The sequence below is a fragment of the Pseudomonas sp. GW821-FHT10C09 genome (assembly GCF_059415465.1).
Window position 1 is genome coordinate 137,065 of the sequence record NZ_JBWKNG010000016.1, and the last position, 22,386, is coordinate 159,450.

General features: G+C 59.2%; 23 protein-coding genes. 5 read left to right on the plus strand and 18 right to left on the minus strand.

What is annotated here, in order from left to right; all coding sequences use genetic code 11:
• Nucleotides 1–8 precede the first annotated feature (8 nt).
• The 4 genes from fabD to AC07N8_RS18320 all read right to left on the minus strand — a co-directional run bounded on the left by fabD (nt 9) and on the right by AC07N8_RS18320 (nt 2,811).
• The gene (fabD, locus tag AC07N8_RS18305; RefSeq protein WP_493145247.1) at nt 9–947 is read right to left on the minus strand and encodes an ACP S-malonyltransferase; all 939 of its coding nucleotides are present in this window, start codon (nt 945–947) and stop codon (nt 9–11) included.
• Nucleotides 948–1,072: 125 nt separating this feature from the next.
• On the minus strand, nt 1,073–2,083 hold the full coding sequence (gene plsX, locus AC07N8_RS18310) for a phosphate acyltransferase PlsX (protein WP_493145249.1): 1,011 nt from the start codon (nt 2,081–2,083) through the stop codon (nt 1,073–1,075).
• A 4-nt stretch (nt 2,084–2,087) separates the two neighbouring features.
• Nucleotides 2,088–2,270, minus strand: coding sequence for a 50S ribosomal protein L32 (gene rpmF / locus AC07N8_RS18315; RefSeq protein WP_003179396.1), 183 nt, complete (start codon nt 2,268–2,270; stop codon nt 2,088–2,090).
• A 13-nt stretch (nt 2,271–2,283) separates the two neighbouring features.
• Nucleotides 2,284–2,811 (minus strand): YceD family protein, encoded by a 528-nt coding sequence (locus tag AC07N8_RS18320; protein WP_004371317.1) that lies wholly within the window; start codon nt 2,809–2,811, stop codon nt 2,284–2,286.
• Between the two features lie 106 nt (nt 2,812–2,917).
• Here AC07N8_RS18320 and AC07N8_RS18325 point away from each other — a divergent pair, with 106 nt between their 5' ends.
• The 4 genes from AC07N8_RS18325 to AC07N8_RS18340 all read left to right on the plus strand — a co-directional run bounded on the left by AC07N8_RS18325 (nt 2,918) and on the right by AC07N8_RS18340 (nt 6,044).
• A complete protein-coding gene (locus AC07N8_RS18325; RefSeq protein WP_493145251.1) occupies nt 2,918–3,496 on the plus strand; it encodes a Maf family protein in 579 nt (192 codons plus the stop codon).
• A gap of 128 nt (nt 3,497–3,624) precedes the next feature.
• Complete coding sequence (locus AC07N8_RS18330) at nt 3,625–3,834, plus strand: hypothetical protein (RefSeq protein ID WP_493145253.1); 210 nt, start codon at nt 3,625–3,627, stop codon at nt 3,832–3,834.
• A 153-nt stretch (nt 3,835–3,987) separates the two neighbouring features.
• Nucleotides 3,988–5,775: an S-type pyocin domain-containing protein gene (locus tag AC07N8_RS18335; protein WP_493145255.1), complete on the plus strand. Its 1,788-nt coding sequence runs from the start codon at nt 3,988–3,990 to the stop codon at nt 5,773–5,775.
• Nucleotides 5,772–6,044 carry a hypothetical protein gene (locus tag AC07N8_RS18340; RefSeq protein ID WP_493145257.1) on the plus strand — a complete coding sequence of 91 codons (273 nt, stop codon included), beginning with the start codon at nt 5,772–5,774 and terminating at the stop codon, nt 6,042–6,044. Before AC07N8_RS18335 ends, AC07N8_RS18340 begins: the two co-directional genes overlap by 4 nt.
• Nucleotides 6,045–6,419: 375 nt before the next feature.
• On the opposite strand, the gene AC07N8_RS18345 is transcribed toward AC07N8_RS18340, so the two are convergent.
• The 3 genes from AC07N8_RS18345 to rluC are packed head-to-tail and all read right to left on the minus strand — an operon-like array spanning nt 6,420 to nt 9,045.
• On the minus strand, nt 6,420–7,409 hold the full coding sequence (locus AC07N8_RS18345) for a S49 family peptidase (RefSeq protein WP_493145259.1): 990 nt from the start codon (nt 7,407–7,409) through the stop codon (nt 6,420–6,422).
• Between the two features lie 24 nt (nt 7,410–7,433).
• Nucleotides 7,434–8,096: an HAD-IA family hydrolase gene (locus tag AC07N8_RS18350; RefSeq protein WP_493145261.1), complete on the minus strand. Its 663-nt coding sequence runs from the start codon at nt 8,094–8,096 to the stop codon at nt 7,434–7,436.
• Nucleotides 8,083–9,045, minus strand: coding sequence for a 23S rRNA pseudouridine(955/2504/2580) synthase RluC (rluC, locus tag AC07N8_RS18355; RefSeq protein ID WP_483841363.1), 963 nt, complete (start codon nt 9,043–9,045; stop codon nt 8,083–8,085). The genes AC07N8_RS18350 and rluC overlap by 14 nt, the downstream gene beginning before the upstream one ends.
• Before the next feature lie 700 nt (nt 9,046–9,745).
• Here rluC and rne point away from each other — a divergent pair.
• Nucleotides 9,746–12,988 (plus strand): ribonuclease E, encoded by a 3,243-nt coding sequence (gene rne, locus AC07N8_RS18360; RefSeq protein ID WP_493145263.1) that lies wholly within the window; start codon nt 9,746–9,748, stop codon nt 12,986–12,988.
• A gap of 178 nt (nt 12,989–13,166) precedes the next feature.
• Here the strand turns inward: rne and AC07N8_RS18365 are convergent, their stop codons facing one another.
• From AC07N8_RS18365 to AC07N8_RS18415, 11 genes are all read right to left on the minus strand, one after another.
• Nucleotides 13,167–13,763, minus strand: coding sequence for a nucleotidyltransferase family protein (locus AC07N8_RS18365; protein WP_493145265.1), 597 nt, complete (start codon nt 13,761–13,763; stop codon nt 13,167–13,169).
• Nucleotides 13,760–14,743 (minus strand): XdhC family protein, encoded by a 984-nt coding sequence (locus tag AC07N8_RS18370; RefSeq protein ID WP_493145267.1) that lies wholly within the window; start codon nt 14,741–14,743, stop codon nt 13,760–13,762. The genes AC07N8_RS18365 and AC07N8_RS18370 overlap by 4 nt, the downstream gene beginning before the upstream one ends.
• Nucleotides 14,743–17,073, minus strand: a complete 2,331-nt coding sequence (locus AC07N8_RS18375) for a xanthine dehydrogenase family protein molybdopterin-binding subunit (RefSeq protein WP_493145269.1) — start codon at nt 17,071–17,073, stop codon at nt 14,743–14,745. Before AC07N8_RS18375 ends, AC07N8_RS18370 begins: the two co-directional genes overlap by 1 nt.
• Nucleotides 17,070–17,540 carry a (2Fe-2S)-binding protein gene (locus tag AC07N8_RS18380; protein WP_027924030.1) on the minus strand — a complete coding sequence of 157 codons (471 nt, stop codon included), beginning with the start codon at nt 17,538–17,540 and terminating at the stop codon, nt 17,070–17,072. The genes AC07N8_RS18375 and AC07N8_RS18380 overlap by 4 nt, the downstream gene beginning before the upstream one ends.
• Before the next feature lie 240 nt (nt 17,541–17,780).
• Nucleotides 17,781–18,800 carry a UDP-N-acetylmuramate dehydrogenase gene (gene murB, locus AC07N8_RS18385; RefSeq protein WP_483841368.1) on the minus strand — a complete coding sequence of 340 codons (1,020 nt, stop codon included), beginning with the start codon at nt 18,798–18,800 and terminating at the stop codon, nt 17,781–17,783.
• Entirely contained in the window at nt 18,797–19,261 is a 465-nt protein-coding gene (locus tag AC07N8_RS18390; protein ID WP_483841369.1) for a low molecular weight protein-tyrosine-phosphatase, read from the minus strand. Before AC07N8_RS18390 ends, murB begins: the two co-directional genes overlap by 4 nt.
• Nucleotides 19,261–20,025 (minus strand): 3-deoxy-manno-octulosonate cytidylyltransferase, encoded by a 765-nt coding sequence (gene kdsB, locus AC07N8_RS18395; RefSeq protein ID WP_483841370.1) that lies wholly within the window; start codon nt 20,023–20,025, stop codon nt 19,261–19,263. The genes AC07N8_RS18390 and kdsB overlap by 1 nt, the downstream gene beginning before the upstream one ends.
• Nucleotides 20,022–20,207 carry a Trm112 family protein gene (locus tag AC07N8_RS18400; RefSeq protein WP_007945752.1) on the minus strand — a complete coding sequence of 62 codons (186 nt, stop codon included), beginning with the start codon at nt 20,205–20,207 and terminating at the stop codon, nt 20,022–20,024. The genes kdsB and AC07N8_RS18400 overlap by 4 nt, the downstream gene beginning before the upstream one ends.
• A gap of 25 nt (nt 20,208–20,232) precedes the next feature.
• Nucleotides 20,233–21,243, minus strand: coding sequence for a tetraacyldisaccharide 4'-kinase (lpxK, locus tag AC07N8_RS18405; protein ID WP_483841371.1), 1,011 nt, complete (start codon nt 21,241–21,243; stop codon nt 20,233–20,235).
• Nucleotides 21,243–21,671: an ExbD/TolR family protein gene (locus AC07N8_RS18410; protein ID WP_483841372.1), complete on the minus strand. Its 429-nt coding sequence runs from the start codon at nt 21,669–21,671 to the stop codon at nt 21,243–21,245. The genes lpxK and AC07N8_RS18410 overlap by 1 nt, the downstream gene beginning before the upstream one ends.
• Nucleotides 21,668–22,306 carry a MotA/TolQ/ExbB proton channel family protein gene (locus AC07N8_RS18415; protein ID WP_185058243.1) on the minus strand — a complete coding sequence of 213 codons (639 nt, stop codon included), beginning with the start codon at nt 22,304–22,306 and terminating at the stop codon, nt 21,668–21,670. Before AC07N8_RS18415 ends, AC07N8_RS18410 begins: the two co-directional genes overlap by 4 nt.
• Nucleotides 22,307–22,386 lie beyond the last annotated feature (80 nt).

Below are 22,386 nucleotides of genomic sequence, written 5' to 3' on the forward strand. Positions count from 1 at the left end.
CTCCTGATTCAGGCCAGCGCTGCGCGAGCGGCAGCGAAAGCGTCTGGGGTATTGAGGTTGGATGTCGACACGCCTTCGGCGCAACGCTTGTTCAGACCGGCCAGCACTTTGCCAGGACCGCATTCGACCAATTGGGTCGCGCCCTTGGCAGCCAATGCCTGGACCGATTCAACCCAGCGCACGGGCTTGTAGAGTTGTTCAAGCAGATCACGCTTGAGGGTTTCCAGATCGACCGGCACATTGGCGCTGACGTTCTGTACCACAGGGATCTGCGGCGACTGCCAGTCGATGGCAGCGATGGACTCGGCGAAACGCTCGGCCGCCGGGCGCATCAGTTCACAGTGCGACGGCACGCTGACCGGCAATGGCATGGCGCGCTTGGCACCACGCGCCTTGCAGCCTTCGATGGCGCGTTCGACCGCCGCCTTGGCACCGGCGATGACCACTTGGCCCGGGGAGTTGAAGTTCACCGCACTGACCACTTCGCCTTGCGCCGCTTCGGCACAGGCTGCCAGCACATCAGCGTCGTCCAGACCGAGGATCGCGGCCATGCCGCCCTGCCCGGCCGGAACGGCTTCTTGCATCAACTGACCGCGACGCTCAACCAGCTTCACGGCGTCACCCAGGCTCAGACTGCCCGCAGCGACCAGGGCGCTGTATTCGCCCAGGCTGTGACCGGCAACATAAGCCGGACGCGCGCCACCTTCGGCCAGCCACAGACGCCACAAGGCGATCGAGGCGGTCAGAATGGCCGGCTGGGTTTTATCGGTTTGATTGAGTTGTTCTTCCGGCCCTTGCTGGGTCAGTGCCCACAGGTCGTAACCCAGGGCATCGGAAGCTTCTTTGAATGTTTCGAGGACAACCGGATGTTGCGCGCCCAACTCGGCCAGCATGCCGAGGGACTGCGAACCCTGTCCTGGAAAGACGAATGCGAGGGAAGCAGACATGTAACGAGCCCCTAATGATCTTGTCGTCGGAGAAATGACGTCCCGCTTGGGGGACGCAAGAAACTGACAGTTGGATGGCCAATTAAACTGAGCGGTCACATTTAAGCATTGTCCGACGAAAACGCCTAAAGCAACAAATCCTCCAGACGACCGTGTATCCGTTCCGGCAGGTTTTCCTGAATCTCGATCAGCGCACGGGAAATGGCGCTCTGAAAGCCCTGCACACCCGCCGATCCATGGCTCTTCACCACAATCCCCTGCAAACCAAGGAAGCTAGCACCGTTGTGCCGCGCAGGCGCGAGGTCGGCTTGCAGACGTTTCATCAACGGCAGCGCCAGTGCGCCAACCATTTTCGAGGCAAGGTTTTTCCTGAACAAGGCTTCGATGCGCCCGGCAATCATGGTCGCCAGGCCTTCGCTCGACTTGAGCAGGATATTGCCGACAAAGCCGTCACACACCACCACATCCGCCTCGCCACGGTACAAACCGTCTCCTTCGACAAAACCGATGTAATTGATGCCCCGGGCGGCCTGCAACAAAGTGGCGGCCAGCTTGACCTGCTGATTACCCTTGATGTCTTCAGTGCCGATGTTCAGCAGTGCGACACGCGGGCGAACAATACCAAGCGTCTCCGCGGCCACCGAACCCATGACTGCGAACTGCAACAAGTGCTCGGCACTGCAATCGACGTTGGCCCCCAGATCGAGCAGTTGGCAGTAACCCTCCTGCGTCGGAATCGCCGCCACCATCGCCGGACGATCAATGCCCGGCAAGGTCTTGAGCACAAACCGCGACAACGCCATCAGCGCACCGGTATTGCCGGCACTGACACAGGCCTGGACCTTGCCATCACGCAGCAACTCCAGCGCCACACGCATCGACGAGTCGGGCTTGCCACGCAGGGCCTGCGCAGGCTTTTCGTCCATGGTGATGACTTCGGACGCCGGCACGATCGACAGGCGCGAGCGATCCACAGCCGATTGGCCAGAGAGCAATTCTTCAAGTAGGGAGGGTTGACCGACGAGGGTCAGGTGCAGCGAGGGTGTAGCAGACAGGCAAGCGAGGCTGGCCTGAACAATGCTGCGGGGACCGAAGTCCCCGCCCATTGCGTCAATCGCGATGACTTGAGCGGACAAGTGATTACTCGTCAGCGCCCTTGTCGATCACTTTACGGCCACGGTATACGCCTTCTGGCGATACGTGGTGACGCAGGTGAACTTCACCGGTGGTTTTTTCTACAGACAGGGTGCTAGCCTCGAGAGCATCGTGCGAACGACGCATGTCACGGGCGGAGCGGGATTTTTTGTTCTGCTGAACAGCCATAATTGATTAACTCCTAAACGTTTGGGTCACGCTTTAACTGCGCCAATACACTGAACGGGTTGGACCGCGTTACCTCGTCCTCGCTCGGTTCGGGCTCATCGAGACCCGCCGGCTGCTGGCATTCTTCCGGATGATGAGCAGGCACAATGGGCAAGGCGAGCAGAAGCTCCTCCTCGATCAGTGACTGCAGATCCAAAGGATCTTCGCCCAGTTCCAGCACGTCATAACCTTTCGGCAACGACTGGGTATTCGCACCCTCCTTCACCACAGCATAACTGCATTCGCTATGGATCGGCAGGGTGACCAGCTCAAGACAACGCTGGCAAACCATTTTGACTTCGGTGTCGATAAAGCTGTGGATGACCACAGATTTACGTTCATCTCGTTCAAAAACGAATTTAGCCTGCACCGTACCGACAGTGTCGGAAAGCGGGTCGCAGAGTCTCTCCAAATCGGCCAGCAGCAGTTCACCTTGAAGGGTGGTGCCACGGTCAGCCAATTTGCGCGGGTCAACGTGAGGTGGAATCGGGTCATTCAACATAGGCGCAGCATTATAGGGATGCACCCAGCCATGTCAAAGGAAATTCAGCCCTGTCCGTCACTTGCAAGCCTCCGCTAGAATTCGCGCCTGACTTTTGGAGTTGCGCATGCTGCCTTTATTACTCGCTTCAAGCTCGGTGTATCGCCGGGAATTGCTGGCCCGCTTGCAGCTGCCGTTCACCTGCAGCTCGCCGGATATCGACGAAAGCCATCGACCGGGCGAGCCCGCCATCGAACTGGTCAAACGCCTCGCCAAAGAAAAAGCCCAGGCACTGGCGGGCAGCCATACCGCTCATCTGATCATCGGCTCCGATCAGGTCGCGGTACTCGGCGAGCGCATTATTGGCAAACCCCACACCTTCGAAAACGCTCGCGAGCAACTGCTGGCCGCGAGCGGTGCCAGCGTGACCTTCCTCACCGGCCTGGCCCTGCTCAACAGCCAGACCGGTGAATGCCAGGTCGATTGCGTGCCGTTCACCGTCCACATGCGCCCACTGGATCAGGCACGCATCGAACGCTACCTGCGCGCCGAACAGCCCTACGACTGCGCTGGCAGCTTCAAGGCCGAAGGTTTGGGGGTGAGCCTGTTTCAAAGCACCGAAGGCCCTGACGCCACCAGCCTGATCGGCCTGCCGCTGATTCGCCTGATCGACATGCTGCTGGCCGAAGGTGTGCAAATTCCCTGATCATAAAAAACCGGCCGCAACGACTCAATGCCGATCCGTTAAGCAATTTCAATAGCAACGATGAACTGATAGGGCGATAGTCCTATCAGCTGAGTTTTAATCTGACATTTCAAACTTTAAAGCGCGCCATGAACATCAGTTCGATCCCTTTTGCGGGGCAGAGCGGGGAAGCGAATGCTTCCAGCGCCGGTGTCGCCTTCAAGACGGTCGGAGCCATTGGCAGCGATCTTGCAAATAATCCAACCCATCATCAGCATGATTCAAATCCGGGTAACAGATCATCAATCTCTAAAAAACGCACCAGATGTTTCTGCCTGAAATCGGATTTTTTGATGTAAGAAATATTACTATTGATCGTAGTTTATATTGAATCTTCCCAATCTTTAAACACGTTATATGCAGTAAACATTTTACTGTTGATAGAGTGTCGTGATTGCGGCATAACTTAGGCGCTCTTCAAATGGAATTCAAATTATTGCAAGGGATGCTGCATGCAAAATTCTATCGCCTCTCCTCCGCCTTTGACATCGTCGAACGCCCTGCCCAACCCACCCACCCACCCACCCACGGAATATCCGGGATTTCTGTCAAATTTTGACAGTGCTCTAAAATGGGATGGAGCGCTTCCGACGGTTACAGTGGCTCACCGTATTGAAACTATCGATATTGAGCCCGACGCATATTCAAAGTTAGTAGCTATTGCGCATTCGGCGCAAGATCAGATAGGAAGTGTTTTTCCGAATGGTACGGCGGGCGTTCGAAATGAAATAGAGGGGCGTATAAGCTCAGCCACTGACGCCCACTCATTCAACAAGCTGGAGGGGGCCTTAAAAAAGAAAATTATTATTGTCGAGCTCCTGCAACGAATTAGGCTGAATAGGTGCTGGTATGAAGCGGATGCATTTTTTGGCACAGATGCATTGTCACTCGACAGCATGGAAAGTGCCGAGCTATTCGCAGCTTATGTGGACGCTGCAGAACACGACGCAGAACGCCTAGGCCTTTATGAAAGCTTCCTGAGATCTCTGACAGCCGCCTACATTAAACGAATACTTGTCGAGGCTGTTTCCTTCTTAGACGACGCATCTCCTGCTATAGATGCTGCAATCCATTCTGCCTTAGCTAGAGGTGAAACTACCTACAACTTCAATTTAACCCTTAGTCAATCCGCGCAGGTGGTCACTGTGGCGGGTGCCGCTACCCTCCAAAACGCGGACGGCTGGACCTTCGAGGCAGCGATCCGTAAAAGCACATTGTTGTTGACAGGTCTGAGAGGGGTACTTCTCAGTCCAGCGACAGCGATTGGGATCGGTGCTTTGCTCTATTCACCCACTCTGGGTAACGGCGAGCGTTATCCTCAAACGGCTCTCAAACTATCCGGCAGTACGGTCTTGCCAGATGCACCGTCTAACCTGAATGAAATCGCCGCTACCGAAGGAGCCATCGATATTCCCTACCGGATTTATGGTGACCCTGGCCAATACACCCTCGTTGCAACACCGACGGGAGGGAGCATTTCATCAGCGGTGCCAGTTCGGGCGCTGGAGTTCGACCAGAAGACTAACAGCTACAGTTTCACCTCCGCCGACACACCACCTATTACCCTCAGTTTTCCCATTATCCACTGGGATATCAGTTCGACAACTTCACCTGCCAGACCCGTGGAGTTACCGCATTACAGTGGCGTTGAACTATTGCCACTACTCGTGCAGCCCGAAACATTGCCTGCGCTCGAGTTACCGGACTTCAGGGATTGTATTTACTGCTTTCCGATCAGCAGCGGCCTGGCGCCGATTTACGTTGTTTTCAATAGCCCTTATGAAGGGGCAACCACGAGAGGAAAGTACAGTGGTCGATTTTTCAATCCTGCCAAAGCTGGAGGCTCGATCCTGGATCTGGATTGGACCAAGGCTACTGTGACGAAAGCGGGTATTAAACGAGTGAAATTGCATATTGGACGTTTCAGTCCTTTAGATGCCAATACCATCATGGTTGATCGACTGAAAAAGATTCTCCAAGGTAAATTAGTAATCACGGCTACCGACAAACGTTTCTATACTCATGAACTCAGAGAGCTTGAACGCTTCAGAGCATTAGGTGTGGCGGATGGTGTAAAGCCGGATGATGGCGGTGTCATTTGGAATAATACTCACGCCGCGACGCTAGAAGACTACAAACTAAAGGGTGAGTTTGAGTTGCTCTACACGCCTGAAGCTATAGAAGCAGATAACAAGCAGACAGAGAGAGAATACAAGCAACTGGGAGGGGCAAAGCAATGAGCATCATAACAACCATCGTGCTCAACGAGAAACCTGAAGAGGTAATTCTATTTCTTACCAAAAATGAACTAGGTATCGATCTTCCTCGGCTTGACGGGCTTTATAATCGGGCTAGCTGGGCGCATGTGGGAGACAACATGGGATTATTGCATCTTGTTTGGAAAATGCGGGACGCTGGATTTGTAAAAATGGATGGAACCGGGATTAGCAGGGGGCCTAACTGGAGGGAGCCGATATTCATGACAGAGGGAAAATATACTTTTGATTGAAATTGCTAAGCCTCTATCACCTTTAGGGCGCGATTAGCAACTATTGTTTGGAAACGTCGGACTTCCGATATTGGTAATTGGATCCTGTCGAGCCTAGAGATATGCTTACGATTGTTTCAGGGTTAGACAATTAACAACAAGCGAGCGCTTGGCGTAATGCCGGTCAGTTAAGCTGACTGGCATTTTTATTTTCAATCCAGTCCTTCGATTGAGTTTGGTACAAAAGCAAAGTTGCGGGTCAGTTCCCATGCCCGAGTGAGATGCATAAAAAATCCGGTACCCATGCAGGTATCGGATTTTGGTTTCTGGCGACCAAAGGTCAAACAAGATGGCTTAACTGATAGGCATTAACCACAAAGGCCTATCGCCACAGAATCAACGCATCGACGGACCGTGAAAGCCCATCCACATCGCCAATTGCTCAGCAACGCTGGCACCGAGCTTTTTCGAGAAGCGATCGAACGGCGATTCCTGAACAGTGAAGTCCACCAGTTCTTTCTCGCCAATCACGTCACGAGCCACCGAACTAGCATTGCCCAAGCCATCAATCAGACCGAGCGGCAACGCCTGCTCTCCGTTCCAGACCAACCCGGAGAACAGCTCCGGATGCTCTTTGTCCTTGAGGCGATCACCACGACCCTTCTTCACGCTGTTGATGAACTGTTGGTGCGTGGTATCCAGCACACCCTGCCAGAACTGAGTTTCCTCTGGCTTCTGCGGCTGGAACGGATCGAGGAATGACTTGTGCTCACCCGACGTATACGTCCGACGCTCCACACCCAGTTTCTCCATGGTGCCGACAAAGCCGTAGCCGGCCGCCGTCACACCAATAGAGCCCACCAGACTCGCCTTGTCGGCGTAGATCTGGTCCGCCGCACTAGCGATGTAGTAAGCGCCGGAAGCGCCCAGGTCCGAGATCACCGCGTACACCTTGATCTGCGGATGCAGGGCACGCAGGCGGACGATTTCGTCATATACATAACCCGACTGCACCGGACTGCCGCCCGGGCTGTTGATGCGCAGGATGATGCCTTTGACCTTATCGTCCTCGAAGGCCGCGCGCAGGCTGCCGACGATGTTGTCGGCGCTGGCCGATTCCTTGTCGGCGATCATGCCAACCACGTCGATCAATGCGGTGTAGTGGGAGCTGCGGGTCGCACTCTTTTCCATGTCCATCAGCGGCGTGAACAGGATCAGCGCCACAAACAGGTACACGAACGTCAGCAGCTTGAAGAAAATCCCCCAGCGACGGGAGCGGCGCTGTTCCTGCACGCCGGCCAGCAGGGTCTTTTCCAGCAGCTTCCAGCTTTTCTCGTCACCGCTCTGCGCGCTCGGCTTGTCGGGCGCTTTACATTCGTCGGTCATGACATCTACCCCAGCAAAAACCTGTTAAGCCCGCTGATTCAGCCAGGCATGCAATTCTGAAAAACGATCAATGGCCAGTGCCGGCTCGAACAACTTCAACGCCTCGATCGATTGCGCGCCGTAGCTGACCGCCACCGAATCCATGCCGGCGTTGCGCGCCATCTGCAAGTCGAAGGACGAATCGCCGACCATCAGCGCCTGCTCGGGCCGGACCTCGCAATGCGCGAGGATCTGCTCAAGCATCAGCGGATGCGGCTTGCTGGCGGTTTCGTCGGCGGCGCGGGTGATATCGAAATAATCTTCCCAACCGTGCGACTTCAGCACCCGATCCAGTCCGCGACGGGCCTTACCGGTCGCCACAGCCAGATGATAACCCTCGGCACGAAACGCCTCCATCGACTCGACAACACCTTCGAACAACGGCGAAGGCACAGCCTCGGCGGCAATGTAGTGATCGGCATAGTGCTGACGGAACGCTACAAGCTCGGTATCGCCAATCTCGGGATACAAGGTGCGAATCGCCTCAGGCAAACCCAGGCCGATGATGCCCTTGACGGCAAAATCATCGCGCAACTGAAATCCGGAACGCTCGGAGGCGACATGCATCGCCTCCACAATCCGACCAATGGAGTCGGCCAACGTGCCATCCCAATCGAAAATCAGCAGCTTGTAATCAGATTGGCGCACTCAGTCGCTCCACGGTCTTGGACCACATTTCGTCCACAGGCGCCTGCAATTTCAGCTCGCTACCATCCGGCAGCGGCACGGTCAGCATGTAGGCATGCAGGAACAGACGCTTGCCGCCCAGATCGCGGATTTCCTTGCTGAAACCTTCGTCGCCATACTTGGTATCGCCGGCGATGCAATGCCCGGCGTGCAGGGTATGAACGCGGATCTGGTGGGTCCGGCCAGTGATCGGTTTGGCTTCGATCAGGGTGGCGAAGTCGCCAAAACGGCGCAGGACCTTGAACACGGTCACCGACTCCTTGCCCTCCTCCTCGTCGACTTCGACCATACGCTCGCCGGAACGCAGATTGCTCTTGCCCAGCGACGCACGAACCTGCTTGATCGAGGCCGCCCAGTTACCGCGGACCAGCGCCATGTAGCGCTTGTCGACGCCATCGCCGCGCAACGCCGTGTGCAAGTGACGCAACATGCTGCGCTTCTTGGCGATCATCAGCAGGCCGGAGGTATCACGGTCGAGACGGTGAACCAGCTCGAGCTCCTTGCAATCGGGACGCAACTGACGAAAGGCTTCGATCACTCCGTAAGTCAGACCGCTGCCGCCATGGACAGCGATACCGCAAGGCTTGTTGATCACGATCAGCGCTTTGTCTTCGAAGACAATCGAGGCTTCGAGGCGTTGCAGCAAGCCCTGGGCCAGCGGCACCGGCTCATCGCGCTCAGGCACGCGAACCGGCGGCACGCGCACGATATCGCCCGCCTGCAGCTTGTATTCGGGCTTGATCCGACCTTTGTTCACCCGCACTTCGCCTTTGCGCAAAATGCGGTAAATCAAGGTCTTGGGCACGCCTTTGAGCCGAGCGAGAAGGAAGTTATCAATACGTTGGCCGGCATATTCCGGCGAGACCTCCAGCAGTTGTACGGCTGGGGTCGGAGGGGTAGTCGTCGTCATGGCGCGGATGATAACAATTTTTTATGGAATTGAAGCACTTAATCATTGCTGCTATAGTCGCGAACGCCGCCAAAAGCGGCCTGGACAGCGGACCAACGGTCAAAAACCGGCCCTGACCAACGCAATTCACCAGGACGCGAGGCCGTCCTACGGGGCTTTCGCTACGTAACGGTGGAGTTTGCAGCTGTAACGAGCGCAGGTGACATGAGGCCTGAATCATGCCGCAAAGCAGAGTTTTAACTCGCCTTGCGAGCAAATATTCACGGCCAGTTCACAAAGTGCAGTCAGCCACGAACGACCCTGAGCGAACGCTTCGGAAACAACGCCTAAATTAGCCATGATGCGTGACCTCCCCCTTCGGAGCTCACGGTAAATGCCAACCCGCTGCGGATTCTGCGCGCGGCAGCACCCGAATTATCAGGGATACGTGTAGGGTGGAGATGCACAACCGCTGGACTGTGTAGCAATAGGCTTTATCAAGACGCTTCATCTCGTCCACAGCCGCTGGTTGATTCCTCCTCCTGACTGAGTGCTTAAGTAGCCACAGCAAGCAGGACGCGTACGTCGCGACACCGGCCCAATTGGTCGGGGTTCGCTAGACACTGGAGTAGCCAACTACTCCTGACGCACCTGACACCGACCGTGAGAAGTCGTGTGTGCCGAACGCCGTTTCCGGCAGCCCGGAAACCGACGGTACTACATGAAAAGAATGCTGATTAACGCAACTCAACCCGAAGAGTTGCGTGTTGCACTGGTAGATGGCCAACGTCTCTACGACCTGGACATCGAATCCGGTGCACGCGAGCAGAAGAAGGCCAACATCTATAAAGGCCGGATTACTCGCATCGAACCAAGCCTTGAGGCTGCCTTTGTCGATTTCGGCTCCGAGCGCCACGGCTTCCTGCCCCTCAAAGAAATCTCCCGCGAATACTTCAAGAAAGCCCCCGAAGGCCGCGTCAACATCAAGGACGTCCTGAGCGAAGGCCAGGAAGTCATCGTTCAGGTCGAAAAAGAAGAACGTGGCAACAAGGGCGCCGCCCTGACCACCTTCATCAGCCTGGCCGGTCGTTACCTCGTTCTGATGCCGAACAACCCGCGTGCCGGCGGTATCTCCCGTCGCATCGAAGGTGAAGAGCGCAACGAACTGCGTGAAGCCCTGAACGGTCTGGTTGCCCCGGCCGACATGGGCCTGATCGTGCGCACTGCGGGCCTTGGCCGCAGCAGCGAAGAAATGCAGTGGGACCTCGATTACCTGCTGCAACTCTGGACCGCCATCAAAGAAGCTTCGCTGGATCGTTCCGCGCCATTCCTGATCTACCAGGAAAGCAACGTGATCATCCGCGCCATCCGCGATTACCTGCGCCAGGACATCGGCGAAGTGCTGATCGACAGCGTTGAAGCCCAGGACGAAGCCCTGACCTTCATCCGCCAGGTGATGCCGCAGTACGCCAGCAAGATCAAGCTGTACGAAGACAGCGTTCCGCTGTTCAACCGTTTCCAGATCGAAAGCCAGATCGAGACCGCTTTCCAGCGCGTCGTTGAACTGCCTTCCGGCGGCTCCATCGTTATCGATCCGACCGAAGCCCTGGTGTCCATCGACATCAACTCGGCGCGCGCCACCAAAGGCAGCGACATCGAAGAAACCGCCCTGCAGACCAACCTTGAAGCCGCCGAAGAAATCGCCCGTCAGTTGCGCTTGCGCGACATCGGCGGCCTGATCGTCATCGACTTCATCGACATGACCCCTGCCAAGAACCAGCGCGCCGTGGAAGAGAAAGTCCGCGAATGCCTGGAAGCCGACCGCGCTCGCGTGCAAGTCGGTCGCATCTCGCGCTTCGGCCTGCTGGAAATGTCCCGTCAGCGCCTGCGTCCATCGCTGGGCGAAAGCAGCGGCATCGTTTGCCCGCGTTGCAACGGCACCGGCATCATTCGTGATGTTGAATCGCTGTCGCTGGCGATCCTGCGCCTGATCGAAGAAGAAGCCCTGAAAGACCGCACCGCCGAAGTTCGCGCCCAAGTGCCAATCCCGGTGGCTGCGTTCCTGCTCAACGAAAAACGCAACTCGATCACCAAGATCGAACTGCGCACCCGTGCCCGCATCGTCATTCTGCCGAACGATCACCTCGAAACGCCGCACTTCGAAGTTCAGCGTCTGCGCGATGACAGCCCGGAAGCCGCAGTCGGCCAGTCCAGCTACGAAATCGCTGCTGCCGCTGCCGAAGTCGAAGAAGTCCAGCCAGCCGCTGCGACCCGCACCCTGGTTCGCCAGGAAGCCGCGGTGAAGACCGCTCCGGCCCGCGCCAACGCTCCGGTTCCGACCGAAGTCGTCGCTGCCGCGCCAGTGGCCGCACCGGTTGCCGCGCCAGAGCCAAGCCTGTTCAAAGGCCTGGTGAAGTCGCTGGTCAGCCTGTTCGCGACCAAGGAAGAGCCTGCTGCTCCGGTTGTGGTTGAAAAACCAGCGACCACCGAGCGTCCGCCGCGTAACGAAGAGCGTCGCAACGGTCGTCAGCAGAGCCGCAACCGTAATGGTCGCCGCGATGAAGAACGCAAGCCTCGTGAGGAACGTGCACCGCGTGAAGAGCGTGCTCCCCGTGAACCACGCGAAGCCCGCGAAGAAACCCCAGCCGTAGCCCGCGAAGAACGTGCTCCACGTGAAGAGCGCGCACCTCGCGCACCTCGTGAAGAACGTGCACCGCGCGCTCCACGCGAAGACCGCAAGCCACGCGGCGATCGTGAAGAGCGTCCGGTTCGTGAACTGCGCGAGCCTCTGGATGCCGCTCCAGCCGCTGCTGCCGCGACTGCGACTGCTACTGCAACCGCTGAAGAACGTCCGGCTCGCCAGCCACGTGAAGAACGCGCTCCACGCCCTCCGCGTGAAGAACGTCAGCCACGTGCTGAACAAGCGGCTGCCGCCGTTGCTGAAGAAGAGCTGACCTCCAACGAAGAGCAACTGCCGGAAGACGGTCAGGAAGGCGCCGAAGGCGATCGTCCACGCCGCCGCTCCCGTGGCCAGCGTCGTCGCAGCAACCGTCGCGAGCGTCAACGCGATGCCAACGGCAACGTGATCGAAGGTTCGGAAGAATCCGAAGGTAACGAAGCTGGCGAAAGCAACGAAGCACCAAGCACTTCTGATCTGGCCGCAGGCCTGGCTGTTACCGCAGCCGTTGCCAGCACCGTGATCAGTGCACCGGCTGAAGCACAAGCTCACGAGCAAGCTGAACGCGCCACGGCGTCTGTTCAGGAAACCGCTCCGGTTGAAGCGCCAGTGGTTGAAGCTACGACTCCGGTCGAAGCGACTGCCGCTCCGGAAATCGAAGTGGCGCCGGTTCGCGAAGCGTTTGTTCGTGAAGAAGCCCAATCTGTGGTTGAAGCGACTGTCGTCGCCGAGCCAGTGGTTGCTGCCGAGCCTGCTGCCGAAACCGTCACCGAAACCGTGACCGAAGCTGTCCGTGAAGTTCGTGAAGAACAAACCGCGTTCAACTGGGTTGCCGAGCCGGTTGCTGTTGAAGCACCAGCACCTGCACCAGTGGCCGAAGCTGAAGTGTCTGAAGCGATGGTTTCCGAGCCAGTGGTTGTGGCTGCCGAACCTGCTCCAGTCGTTGAGGCACCGGCTCCGGTTGTTGCCGAAGTGGCTGAACCAGCCGTTGAAGCGGCCCCGGTCAGCGCCCTGACGCCAAGCGGCCGTGCGCCGAACGACCCACGTGAAGTGCGTCGTCGCAAGCGTGAAGAAGAGCGTCTGCAGAAGGAAGCCGAACTGGCTGCCGCTGCTGCACCGGTTGAAGCGCCTGTCGCTGCCGAACCGGCTCCGGTTGTTGCTGAAGTGATCGAAGCGGCACCTGTTGCCGAATCCGTCATCGAAGAAGCACCGCGCTCCGTTCAGGAAGCCGTAGAGCAACACGAACAAGCCCAGGAAAAAGAGCACGAGCCTAAACCTCTCGTCTAACTCCTAGGCCATAAAAAGCCCCGCCTGGTAACCCAGGCGGGGCTTTTTAATGCCTCCAGACATCACCGCAAATCCCCTGTGGGAGCGGGCTTGCTCGCGAATGCGGTCTCTCATTCAACATTTTTGTTGGCTGATCCACCGCATTCGCGAGCAACCCCGCTCCCACATTGGATCTATGTCACGCCTGCTTGAATATCAACTTATCTGGCACATCGACGTCCCACAGCACTCCGGGATCATCCACTGCCACTTCAACCACCCTGCCCTGCGCAAACAGCGGCTTGGCCCCTCGATCACCCGACAACCCCATCAACCCCGGTCCAAAACTGCGGCCGAACCCCACTGGATGCCCAAACTCCCCCCCCAGCACCGGCACGCTGATCGCATCATCAGCCACACCCGCCAGCACGCTCTCAACCGTCGAAGGCAGGATGAACGGCATATCCCCCAACACTATCAACCAGCCACTGCACTGCGGACACGCCGCCACACCCGCCGCAATGCTGTCGCCCATGCCCGTCGAGTCGATCAACACAATCTCGCAGCCATACGCTTGAGCCATGCGAATCACCTGCGGACGGTCCTCTGTCGTCACCAGCACGCGTTTAATCAACGAAACCGGCAAGCTCATCAACACCTGCTCGATCACCGAACGAACCGCACCGTCGCGCCCCGTGCAATCGGCCAACAACTTGTCTTTATCTGCCCCCGCCACCTGACGAAAACGACTGCCCTGCCCGGCCGCCAGCACGATGACGCCGATGGATTCATTCATATAGCCTCCTGCAACGGCTTCTTTTGTTTCAGTTCGACACCGTTCTTGATCGCCACAATTTCGGCCATCAGTGACAAGGCGATTTCCGCCGGACTGTGGCTGCCAATGTGCAACCCCACCGGGCCATGCAGACGCTCGATAGCGCCTGGCGACAAGCCCAGTTCGGCGAGGTTTTCCCGGCGCTTCAGGCTGTTGACCCGAGACCCCAGCGCGCCGACATAAAAGGCTCTGGAGTCCAGCGCCGTCAGCAGCGCCATGTCATCCAGGCGAGGATCATGAGTCAGGGCGACGATGGCCGTGCGTTCGTCAGTCTGAATGTTCAGCACCGCTTCATCCGGCATGCCCGAGACAAAACGACCGTGCTGCTCTTCCCAGCCGTACACAAACTCGGTGCGTGGATCGCAGATCAGCACTTCGAAATCCAGCAACCGCGCCATCTCGGCGACGTAACGGGACAATTGCCCCGCGCCGATCAGCAACAGGCGCCAACGCGGACCATAAATGGCGCGCAGCGTGGTGCCGTCAAAACTCAGCACATCGGATTTGCTCGCTGACTGCACGACCACTTCACCGGTCGCAATATCCAGCGAACGAGCGACGATTTCATGGGCCTCACAGCGCGCCAGCAATTGGGCCACCCAATGCGGATCGCCGACGCGCTCCTCGGTCAGGCGCAACGTGCCGCCGCACGGCAAACCGAACCGCGCGGCCTCCTCGCGAGTGACGCCGTAGGTGATCAACTGCACCGGCGGACCGTCGGGCGGGATACGCCCGTCGTGCAGCCGGGCAATCAGGTCATCCTCGACACAACCGCCCGACACCGAACCGATCACCACGCCATCTTCACGCAAGGCCAGCATGGCGCCAGGTGCCCGGGGCGCGGTGCCCCAGGTCTGGACCACGCTGTACAGCACCACCCGCTGACCGGCGCGGCGCCATTCGAGCACGCTGCGCAGGACGTTCAGATCGACGCTGTCCATCAGGCTTGCGCCTTCTGCCAACCTTGCAGCTGAAAGCGAACCGGCAGGTTGCGGATGCGTTTGCCGGTGGCGGCGAAGATCGCGTTGCACAGCGCCGGGGCAATCGGTGGCACGCCCGGTTCACCGACACCACCCAAGGGCACAACGCCTGGCGGGGTGACCAGATGCACCGCGACTTCCTTGGGCGCCAGTGACATGCGCGCCACTTCGTACATGTGGAAGTTGTCCTGCTGGACCTTGCCGTCCTTGAAGCTGATTTCCCCCAGCACCGCATTGCCCAACCCCATGACGCAGGCGCCCTCGAACTGCGAGCGGATGCGCTCGGGGTTGATCTGCGGCCCGCAATCCACGGCGATGTCAGCCTTGTGCACGATCAACGTGCCGTCGTCTTTGACTTCGACCTCGATTACCGCCGCCACATAGGTGACGAAGCTGTAATGCACCGCCAGCCCCAGGCCTCGGCCCTTGGGCAGTTCACGCCCCCAACCCGCGGCTTTGGCAGCGGTTTCCAGTACCGTGCGCAGGCGGCCGGTATCGATCGGATAGCGCTCGGGGGATTCGCCGTAGTTCCACTCTTCACTCAACGTGCGCGGATCGATCTGACGGTCCGGGCCAAGCAACTTGATCTGGTACTTGAGCGGATCCTGACCGGCCTTGTGCGCCAGTTCATCGACGAAGCTCTGAATCGCAAAACCGTGCGGGATGTTCGACACCGAGCGATACCAGCCGACGCGGGTATGCACCGTCGCCTCCGGGTTTTCCAGGCGCACGTTGGGAATCGCGTAGGCCATGTTGGTGAACCCCATGCCCAACTCAAACGCCGCCTCGTGGTTCATGCCCGGTGCAAACAGCGCGGTGATGCTCGGGGCTACGGTGCGGTGCAGCCAGCCGGAGGGCAGGCCATCCTTGTTCAGGCTGGCCTTGAGGTACTCGGCCGACACGGTGTGGAAATAGGAACAGTGGATGTCGTCTTCGCGAGTCCATTGCACCCGCACGGCCTTGCCGGGGAACTCTTTGGCGAGGATTGCCGCTTCGATGATGAAGTCAGGCTTGGATTTGCGACCAAAACCGCCACCGAGCAAGGTGACGTTAAACGTGACGTTATCGAACGGAACGCCGAGGCGCTCGCCGATCCGGGTGCGGGTGACCTGCGGCGCCTGACTCGGCCCCCAGGCTTCGCAGACGCCGTCCTTGAAACGGGCAATGGCGACCATCGGCTCCATCGGTGCCTGCGCCAGGTGCGGCAAGTAGTAGGACGCTTCGAGGGTGCTGTCGGCGTTCTTCATCGCTTCGTCGATGCTGCCGGTATTGCGCACCACTTTGCCGGGCTTGAGGGACGCCGCTTCCAGCTCCTTGCGATAGGCAATCGAGTCATAACTGGCGTTCGGGCCGTCATCCCATTCGATCTTCAGCGCCTCGCGGCCCTTGATCGCGGCCCAGGTGTTGCTGGCCACCACGGCCACACCGCCCAATGGTTGAAATTCGGACGGCAGCGGGCTGCCTTCGATTTGCACGACCTTGATTACGCCGGGGACTTTCAGCGCAGCGCTGGAGTCGACGGACTTGACCTTGCCGCCGTACACCGCCGGACGCGCAATGGTGGCGTAGAGCATGCCGTCGAAATGCACGTCGGCGCCGTAAATGGCGCGGCCGTTGACGATGTCGGCACCGTCGATGGCCTTGGTGCCTTCCTTGCCGATGTAGCGAAACTCCGACGGATCCTTAAGCCGTACGCTGTCACGCGCAGGCACCGCCAGCGCACTGGCTGCCACGGCCAATGCGCCATAGCCCAATTCACGACCGGACGGTTTGTGGATGACTTTGTGCAATTGCGCATGGCACTCGGCGACCGGCACTTTCCACTGCTCGGCAGCGGCCTGTTCCAGCATGGTGCGCGCGGCGGCACCGCAACGGCGCATCGGCTCGTACCAGTGACGCATGCTGCGCGAACCGTCGGTGTCCTGGTTGCCGAAACGCACTTCGTCGCCCGGCGCCTGCTGCACCTTCACCATCGCCCAGTCGGCGTCCAGTTCATCGGCCACCACCATCGTCAGGCTGGTGCGTACGCCCTGGCCCATTTCCGAACGGTTGCAGACCACGGTCACCGTGCCATCGGCGGCGATGCTGACGTAGACCTTGGGATCATCGATCGCGCCGTGGGGCATGCCGTCGGCGCCGAACTTCTTCGAGGCCTCTTCAGCGAAAACGTCCTGCCAGCCCCAACTGGCCGCCAGCACCAAGGCACTGGTCGCACCGACCCCTTTGAGGAAACCGCGGCGGCTCAAGTTACTGAGGTTGCTCAGGGCAAAATCATTCGGTAACTGGCTCATGCCTTGGCCTCCTTCAAGTGAGTGGAAGCCTGACGGATGGCCGTCTTGATGCGGTTGTAAGTCCCGCAGCGGCAGATGTTGCCGACCATCGCCTCTTCGATCTGCGCGTCCGTAGGATTGGGGTTGGTCTTGAGCAGCGCCGTCGCCGACATGATCTGCCCGCCCTGGCAAAAACCGCACTGGGCCACGGCGGTGTCGAGCCAGGCTTGCTGGACCACTTGCCCAACCGGATCGGCGTGCAGATTGTCGATGGTGGTGACGTTCTGCCCGACCACCGAGCCAATCGGCGTAATGCAACTGCGCGCCGGTGATCCGTCAATGTGAATCGTGCACGCGCCGCACAGACCCATGCCGCAGCCGAATTTGGTGCCGTTGTAACCGGCGACGTCGCGGATAGCCCAGAGCAGCGGCATGTCTTCGGTGACGTCGAGTGGATGGTCTTGACCGTTGAGTTTCAGGGTAATCATGGGCACGCCCGCATAGATCTTGGGTTATGGGGTCGAGCAATCTGCCGTGGGATCTTGGTTCGTGATACGCAGATCGACTCAGGCTAATGAGGCTCTCTTATGCGACGGGAATGTCTGCACCGGGCCTTTGATGGAGCAAATGCTTGCATCGTTAGGTGGCTAAGTTAACCCAGCATTAACAAAAAAGCCCTGCACAGTGGAAGTGTGCAGGGCTTTGAGATCAGTCCTGAAAGCTTAGCTTCAATACTGGTTAGGCTCCATTTCCAGATCGACATGGAATCGTTCTGAAATGTCTTTCTGGATTCGCTGCGCCAGGTTAAGCAGTTGCAGCCCCGTGGCACCGCCGTAATTGACCAGCACCAACGCCTGTAACTTATGCACGCCGGCATCCGCGTCGCGGAAACCTTTCCACCCTGCCCGCTCGATCAACCAGCCCGCGGCCAGTTTCATTTGCCCGTCGGGTTGCGCATACGCCACCAGATCCGGGTATTCACCCTTGAGCCGGGCGACCAGCGCCGCCGGCACCAGCGGGTTTTTGAAGAAGCTGCCGGCATTGCCCAGCACCGCCGGGTCCGGGAGCTTTTCATTGCGTATGCTGCAAATCGCCTGGCTGACATCCGTCGCCGTCGGCTGCTCGATGCCTTGCTCGGTCAGGCGCTGACGCACCGGGCCATATTCCAGATGCAAGTGCGCGGCACGGTCGAGGGTGAAACGAACGCGCAGGATCAACCAGCGTCCCGGTTCCTGCTTGAACAGGCTGTCGCGGTAAGCAAAGTTGCACTCAGCCAAGGTGAAATCCCGCAGCTCGCCGGTCTGGCGATCCAGCGCGGTCAGGCCGGCGAACACGTCCTTGATCTCGACCCCGTACGCACCGATGTTCTGCATCGGCGCCGCACCGACGGTGCCGGGGATCAGGCTGAGGTTTTCCAGGCCCGACAAACCCTGCGCCAGGGTGTGTTGCACGAACGGATGCCACGGCTCGCCGGCCTCGGCTTCGATCACGACGTTGCGGCCGTCATCGCTGAGGATGCGAATCCCGCGCGTAGCCATGCGCAGCACCAGCGACTGGATATCGGCGGTCAGCAGCAGATTGCTGCCGCCGCCAATCACCAACAACGGCACGTCATGCTCTGCGGCGTAGGCCAGGGCCTCTCGCACGTCGGCATCGCTATGCGCCTCGGCGAACAGGCGAGCCTGAACGTCGACACCAAAGCTGTTGAACGGCTTGAGCGAAACCTGTGATTGAACCTGCAAACTCATAGCCGTCCCTTCAATTCGATCACCAGCAAGTCACTGGCGCGCTCGATCAGGTCCAGCACCTGTTCGAAGCCCTGGTCGCCGTCGTAGTACGGGTCCGGGACTTCATCGAGTTCCGACTGAAAGCGACGCAGGAACAAGTCCAGCTCGGCTTTACCCTTGGCCGGTTGCAGGGCCTTGAGGTGGCGCAGGTTGCTGTTGTCCATCGCCAGGATCAGGTCGTAGGTGGCGAAATCGGCGCGGCTGACTTGCTGGGCACGCTGGGCGGACAAATCGTAGCCGCGCAGTTTGGCCGCGGCCTGGCTACGTTTATCCGGAGCCTTGCCGACATGCCAGTCACCGGTGCCGGCGGAGGCGACTTCAATCTGATCGGCCAGCCCCGCTTCGCGCAGTTTGTGCCGCAGCACGCCTTCGGCCGTTGGAGAACGGCAGATGTTGCCCAGGCACACGAACAAAACGCGCATCAGGCCTCCAGCAGGCGACGAACGCGCTCAAGATCTTCAACGGTGTCGACCCCGGTCGGCGGTGCGATCAACGCGTCGGCGACGTGAATCCGCACGCCGTGCCACAGGGCACGCAGCTGTTCCAGGGATTCGGTGTTTTCCAGCCAGCACGGGCCCCAACTGACGAAGTCATGCAGGAAACCGGCGCGGTAGGCATAAATGCCGATGTGACGGCGATACGGCACGCCTTCCGGCAATTGCTCGCGGCTTTTGGCGAAGGCATCACGGGCCCACGGCAAGGTCGAACGACTGAAGGTCAGCGCCAGACCATCAAGGTCGCTGACGACCTTGACCACGTTGGGATTGAACAGGGTTTCCACGTCTTCGATCGGCTCGGCCAAGGTGGCCATGCGCGCTTCGGTGTGGGCCGCCAGGTTAGCCGCGACCTGATCGATCACGCTCGGCGGGATCAGCGGCTCGTCACCCTGGACGTTGACCACGATGGCGTCGGGCGCCAGGCCCAGCTTCGCGGCGACTTCGGCCAGACGGTCGGTGCCGGAATTGTGGTCTTCGCGGGTCAGCACCACTTCAGCGCCGAAGGCATTGCACGCCTCGACAATACGCGCATCGTCAGTGGCAACCACCACGCGCTGGGCGCTGCTTTTGCTCGCCTGTTCCCAGACGTGCTGGATCATCGGCTTGCCGGCGATCAGCAGCAGCGGTTTGCCCGGCAAGCGGGTCGAGGCATAACGCGATGGAATGACAACGGTAAAGGCTGTGGTCATTTATCCAGACGCTCGTCGGTGGTCAGGGTGCGGGCTTCGGTTTCGAGCATCACCGGAATGCCATCGCGGATCGGGTACGCGAGGCCAGCGCCCTTGCTGATCAGCTCGGTCTTGTCGGCGCTGAGCTTGAGTGGGCCTTTGCAGACCGGGCAAGCGAGGATGTCGAGCAATTTGGTGTCCATGAGCATTCCCTGGATAAAAACGGAGTTAAGGCAAAAGACGAGCCGGCAACAGGCGCATCAGCTGTGTATCGAACCAGGCCACGAAGGCCGGCGATGGCACAGCATCGACCGCCAGGTACCACCAATCGGCGGCGGCGAAGGCACGGCACTTCACCGCGTCCTTTTCAGTCATGACCAACGGCAATGACGGTGTGAAATTCAAGGCCTGCACGCTGTATTCGGCATGGTCGGCAAACGCGTGCGGGACAGGTTTGCAGTGTAGCGTTTCGAGGGTGGTGAAGAAACGCTGCGGATTGCCGATTCCGGCTACGGCATGCACCGCCTGGCCTGCGGGGAAGTGGTCGAGTGGACGTCGTTCACCGCTGAGCAAATTGATCAGGGCGGTCGGTTGCAGCTGGAAGGCAAACCCGCCGTCGCGGTCCTCTGCGGCGCCGTTGTAGAGCACCGCGTCGACGCTTTGCAGGCGTTCGACTGGCTCGCGCAACGGTCCGGCCGGCAGGCAACGCTGGTTGCCCAGGCCTCTGACGGCGTCGATCAGTACCAGTTCGAGGTCGCGGGCCAGGCGGTAATGCTGCATGCCGTCATCGGACAGGATCAGGTCCAGCGGCTCGCTCGCCAGCAACGCTTTTACTGCGCTGCTGCGGTCCGGGTCGATCATCAACGGCACGCCGGTACGCTGGACGATCAACAACGGTTCATCGCCCGCCACCTCGGCACTTTGGTCGGCTTCGACCCGCCACGGCAGCTGCGGCGGCTTGGCACCGTAACCACGACTGACCACACCGACCCGCAACCCGCTGCGCTGGCAATGCTCGATCATCCACAGGATCAGCGGCGTCTTGCCCGTGCCGCCGACGGTGATATTGCCGACCACGATCAGCGGCACGGGCGGTTGATAGATCTCGCCCTCACCTGCCAGGAATCGCTTGCGCTTGTTCATGACCACCCGCCGATACAGCCACTCCAGTGGCTGCAACAGCTTCAGGGCCGGATGACCTTCGTACCACGCGGCGAGCAAGCGATCAGACATGGCCATCAATGCGCGGGCGCCGCCTCGACAGTGGTCATGCGCAAATGGCTGAAACCGAGCTTGCCGGCGGCGTCCATGGCGGTAATGACAGACTGATGTTGAGTCTTGCCGTCAGCGCTGATGGACAGCGGCAGGTTGGTGTCGCCGTTGGACTCTTTTTGCAGCGCGTCCATCACGGTCGCCAGGTCGCTCTTGGGCAGGACTCGATTGTTCACCGAGAACACGCCTTCAGCGTTGATAGTAATGTCCACTTGCTTGGCTGGTTGATCGTCAGCCGACGCGCCGCTGACCGCTTCCGGCAGTTCGACGCGCAACTGGGTTTCTCGGGTAAAGGTGGTGGTCACAACGAAAAACAGCAGCAGGACAAACACCACGTCGATCAGCGACACGAGATTGATGTCCACGTTCTCCCGTTGCTTGCGGCGGAATTTCACGCTTTTTTGCCCTCGGACAAGTCCACGTCACGGTCGCCCTGCACCACTTCAACCAGCTTGATGGCTTCCTGCTCCATCCCCACCACCAGCTCATCGATGCGCCGTTGCAGGAACCGGTGGAAGAAGACCGAGGGGATGCCGACGATCAGGCCCGAGGCCGTGGTGATCAACGCTTTGGAGATACCGCCGGCCAGCACTGCGGCGTTGGTGGTCATGCCCGTGCCCATGAACGAACTGAAGATATCGATCATGCCCAGCACCGTCCCCAGCAAGCCGAGCAGCGGGGCCATGGCGGCGATGGTGCCCAGGGCGTTGATGTAACGCTCCAGTTCATGGATGACCCGGGCGGCGGCCTCTTCGATGCACTCTTTCATGATCTCGCGACCATGCTTGGAGTTGGCCAGGCCCGCCGCCAGGATTTCACCCAACGGCGAGTTGGCGCGCAGTTCCTTGAGTTTTTCTTTATTGAGCTGTTTGTCTTTGATCCAGACCCAGACCTGGCCGAGCAAGTGCTCGGGCGTCACGCGGCTGGCACGCAGGGTCCACAGACGCTCGGCGACGATGGCCATGGCCGCGATGGAACTCAGAATGATCGGCAGCATCATCCAGCCGCCGGATTTGACCAATTCCCACACAGTGACAGTCCCCTCGAAAAAGTGCGCCACTCTAACATAGGGGGTCGGCGCACCGAAGACCGTGATGTCGCATCCGGTCG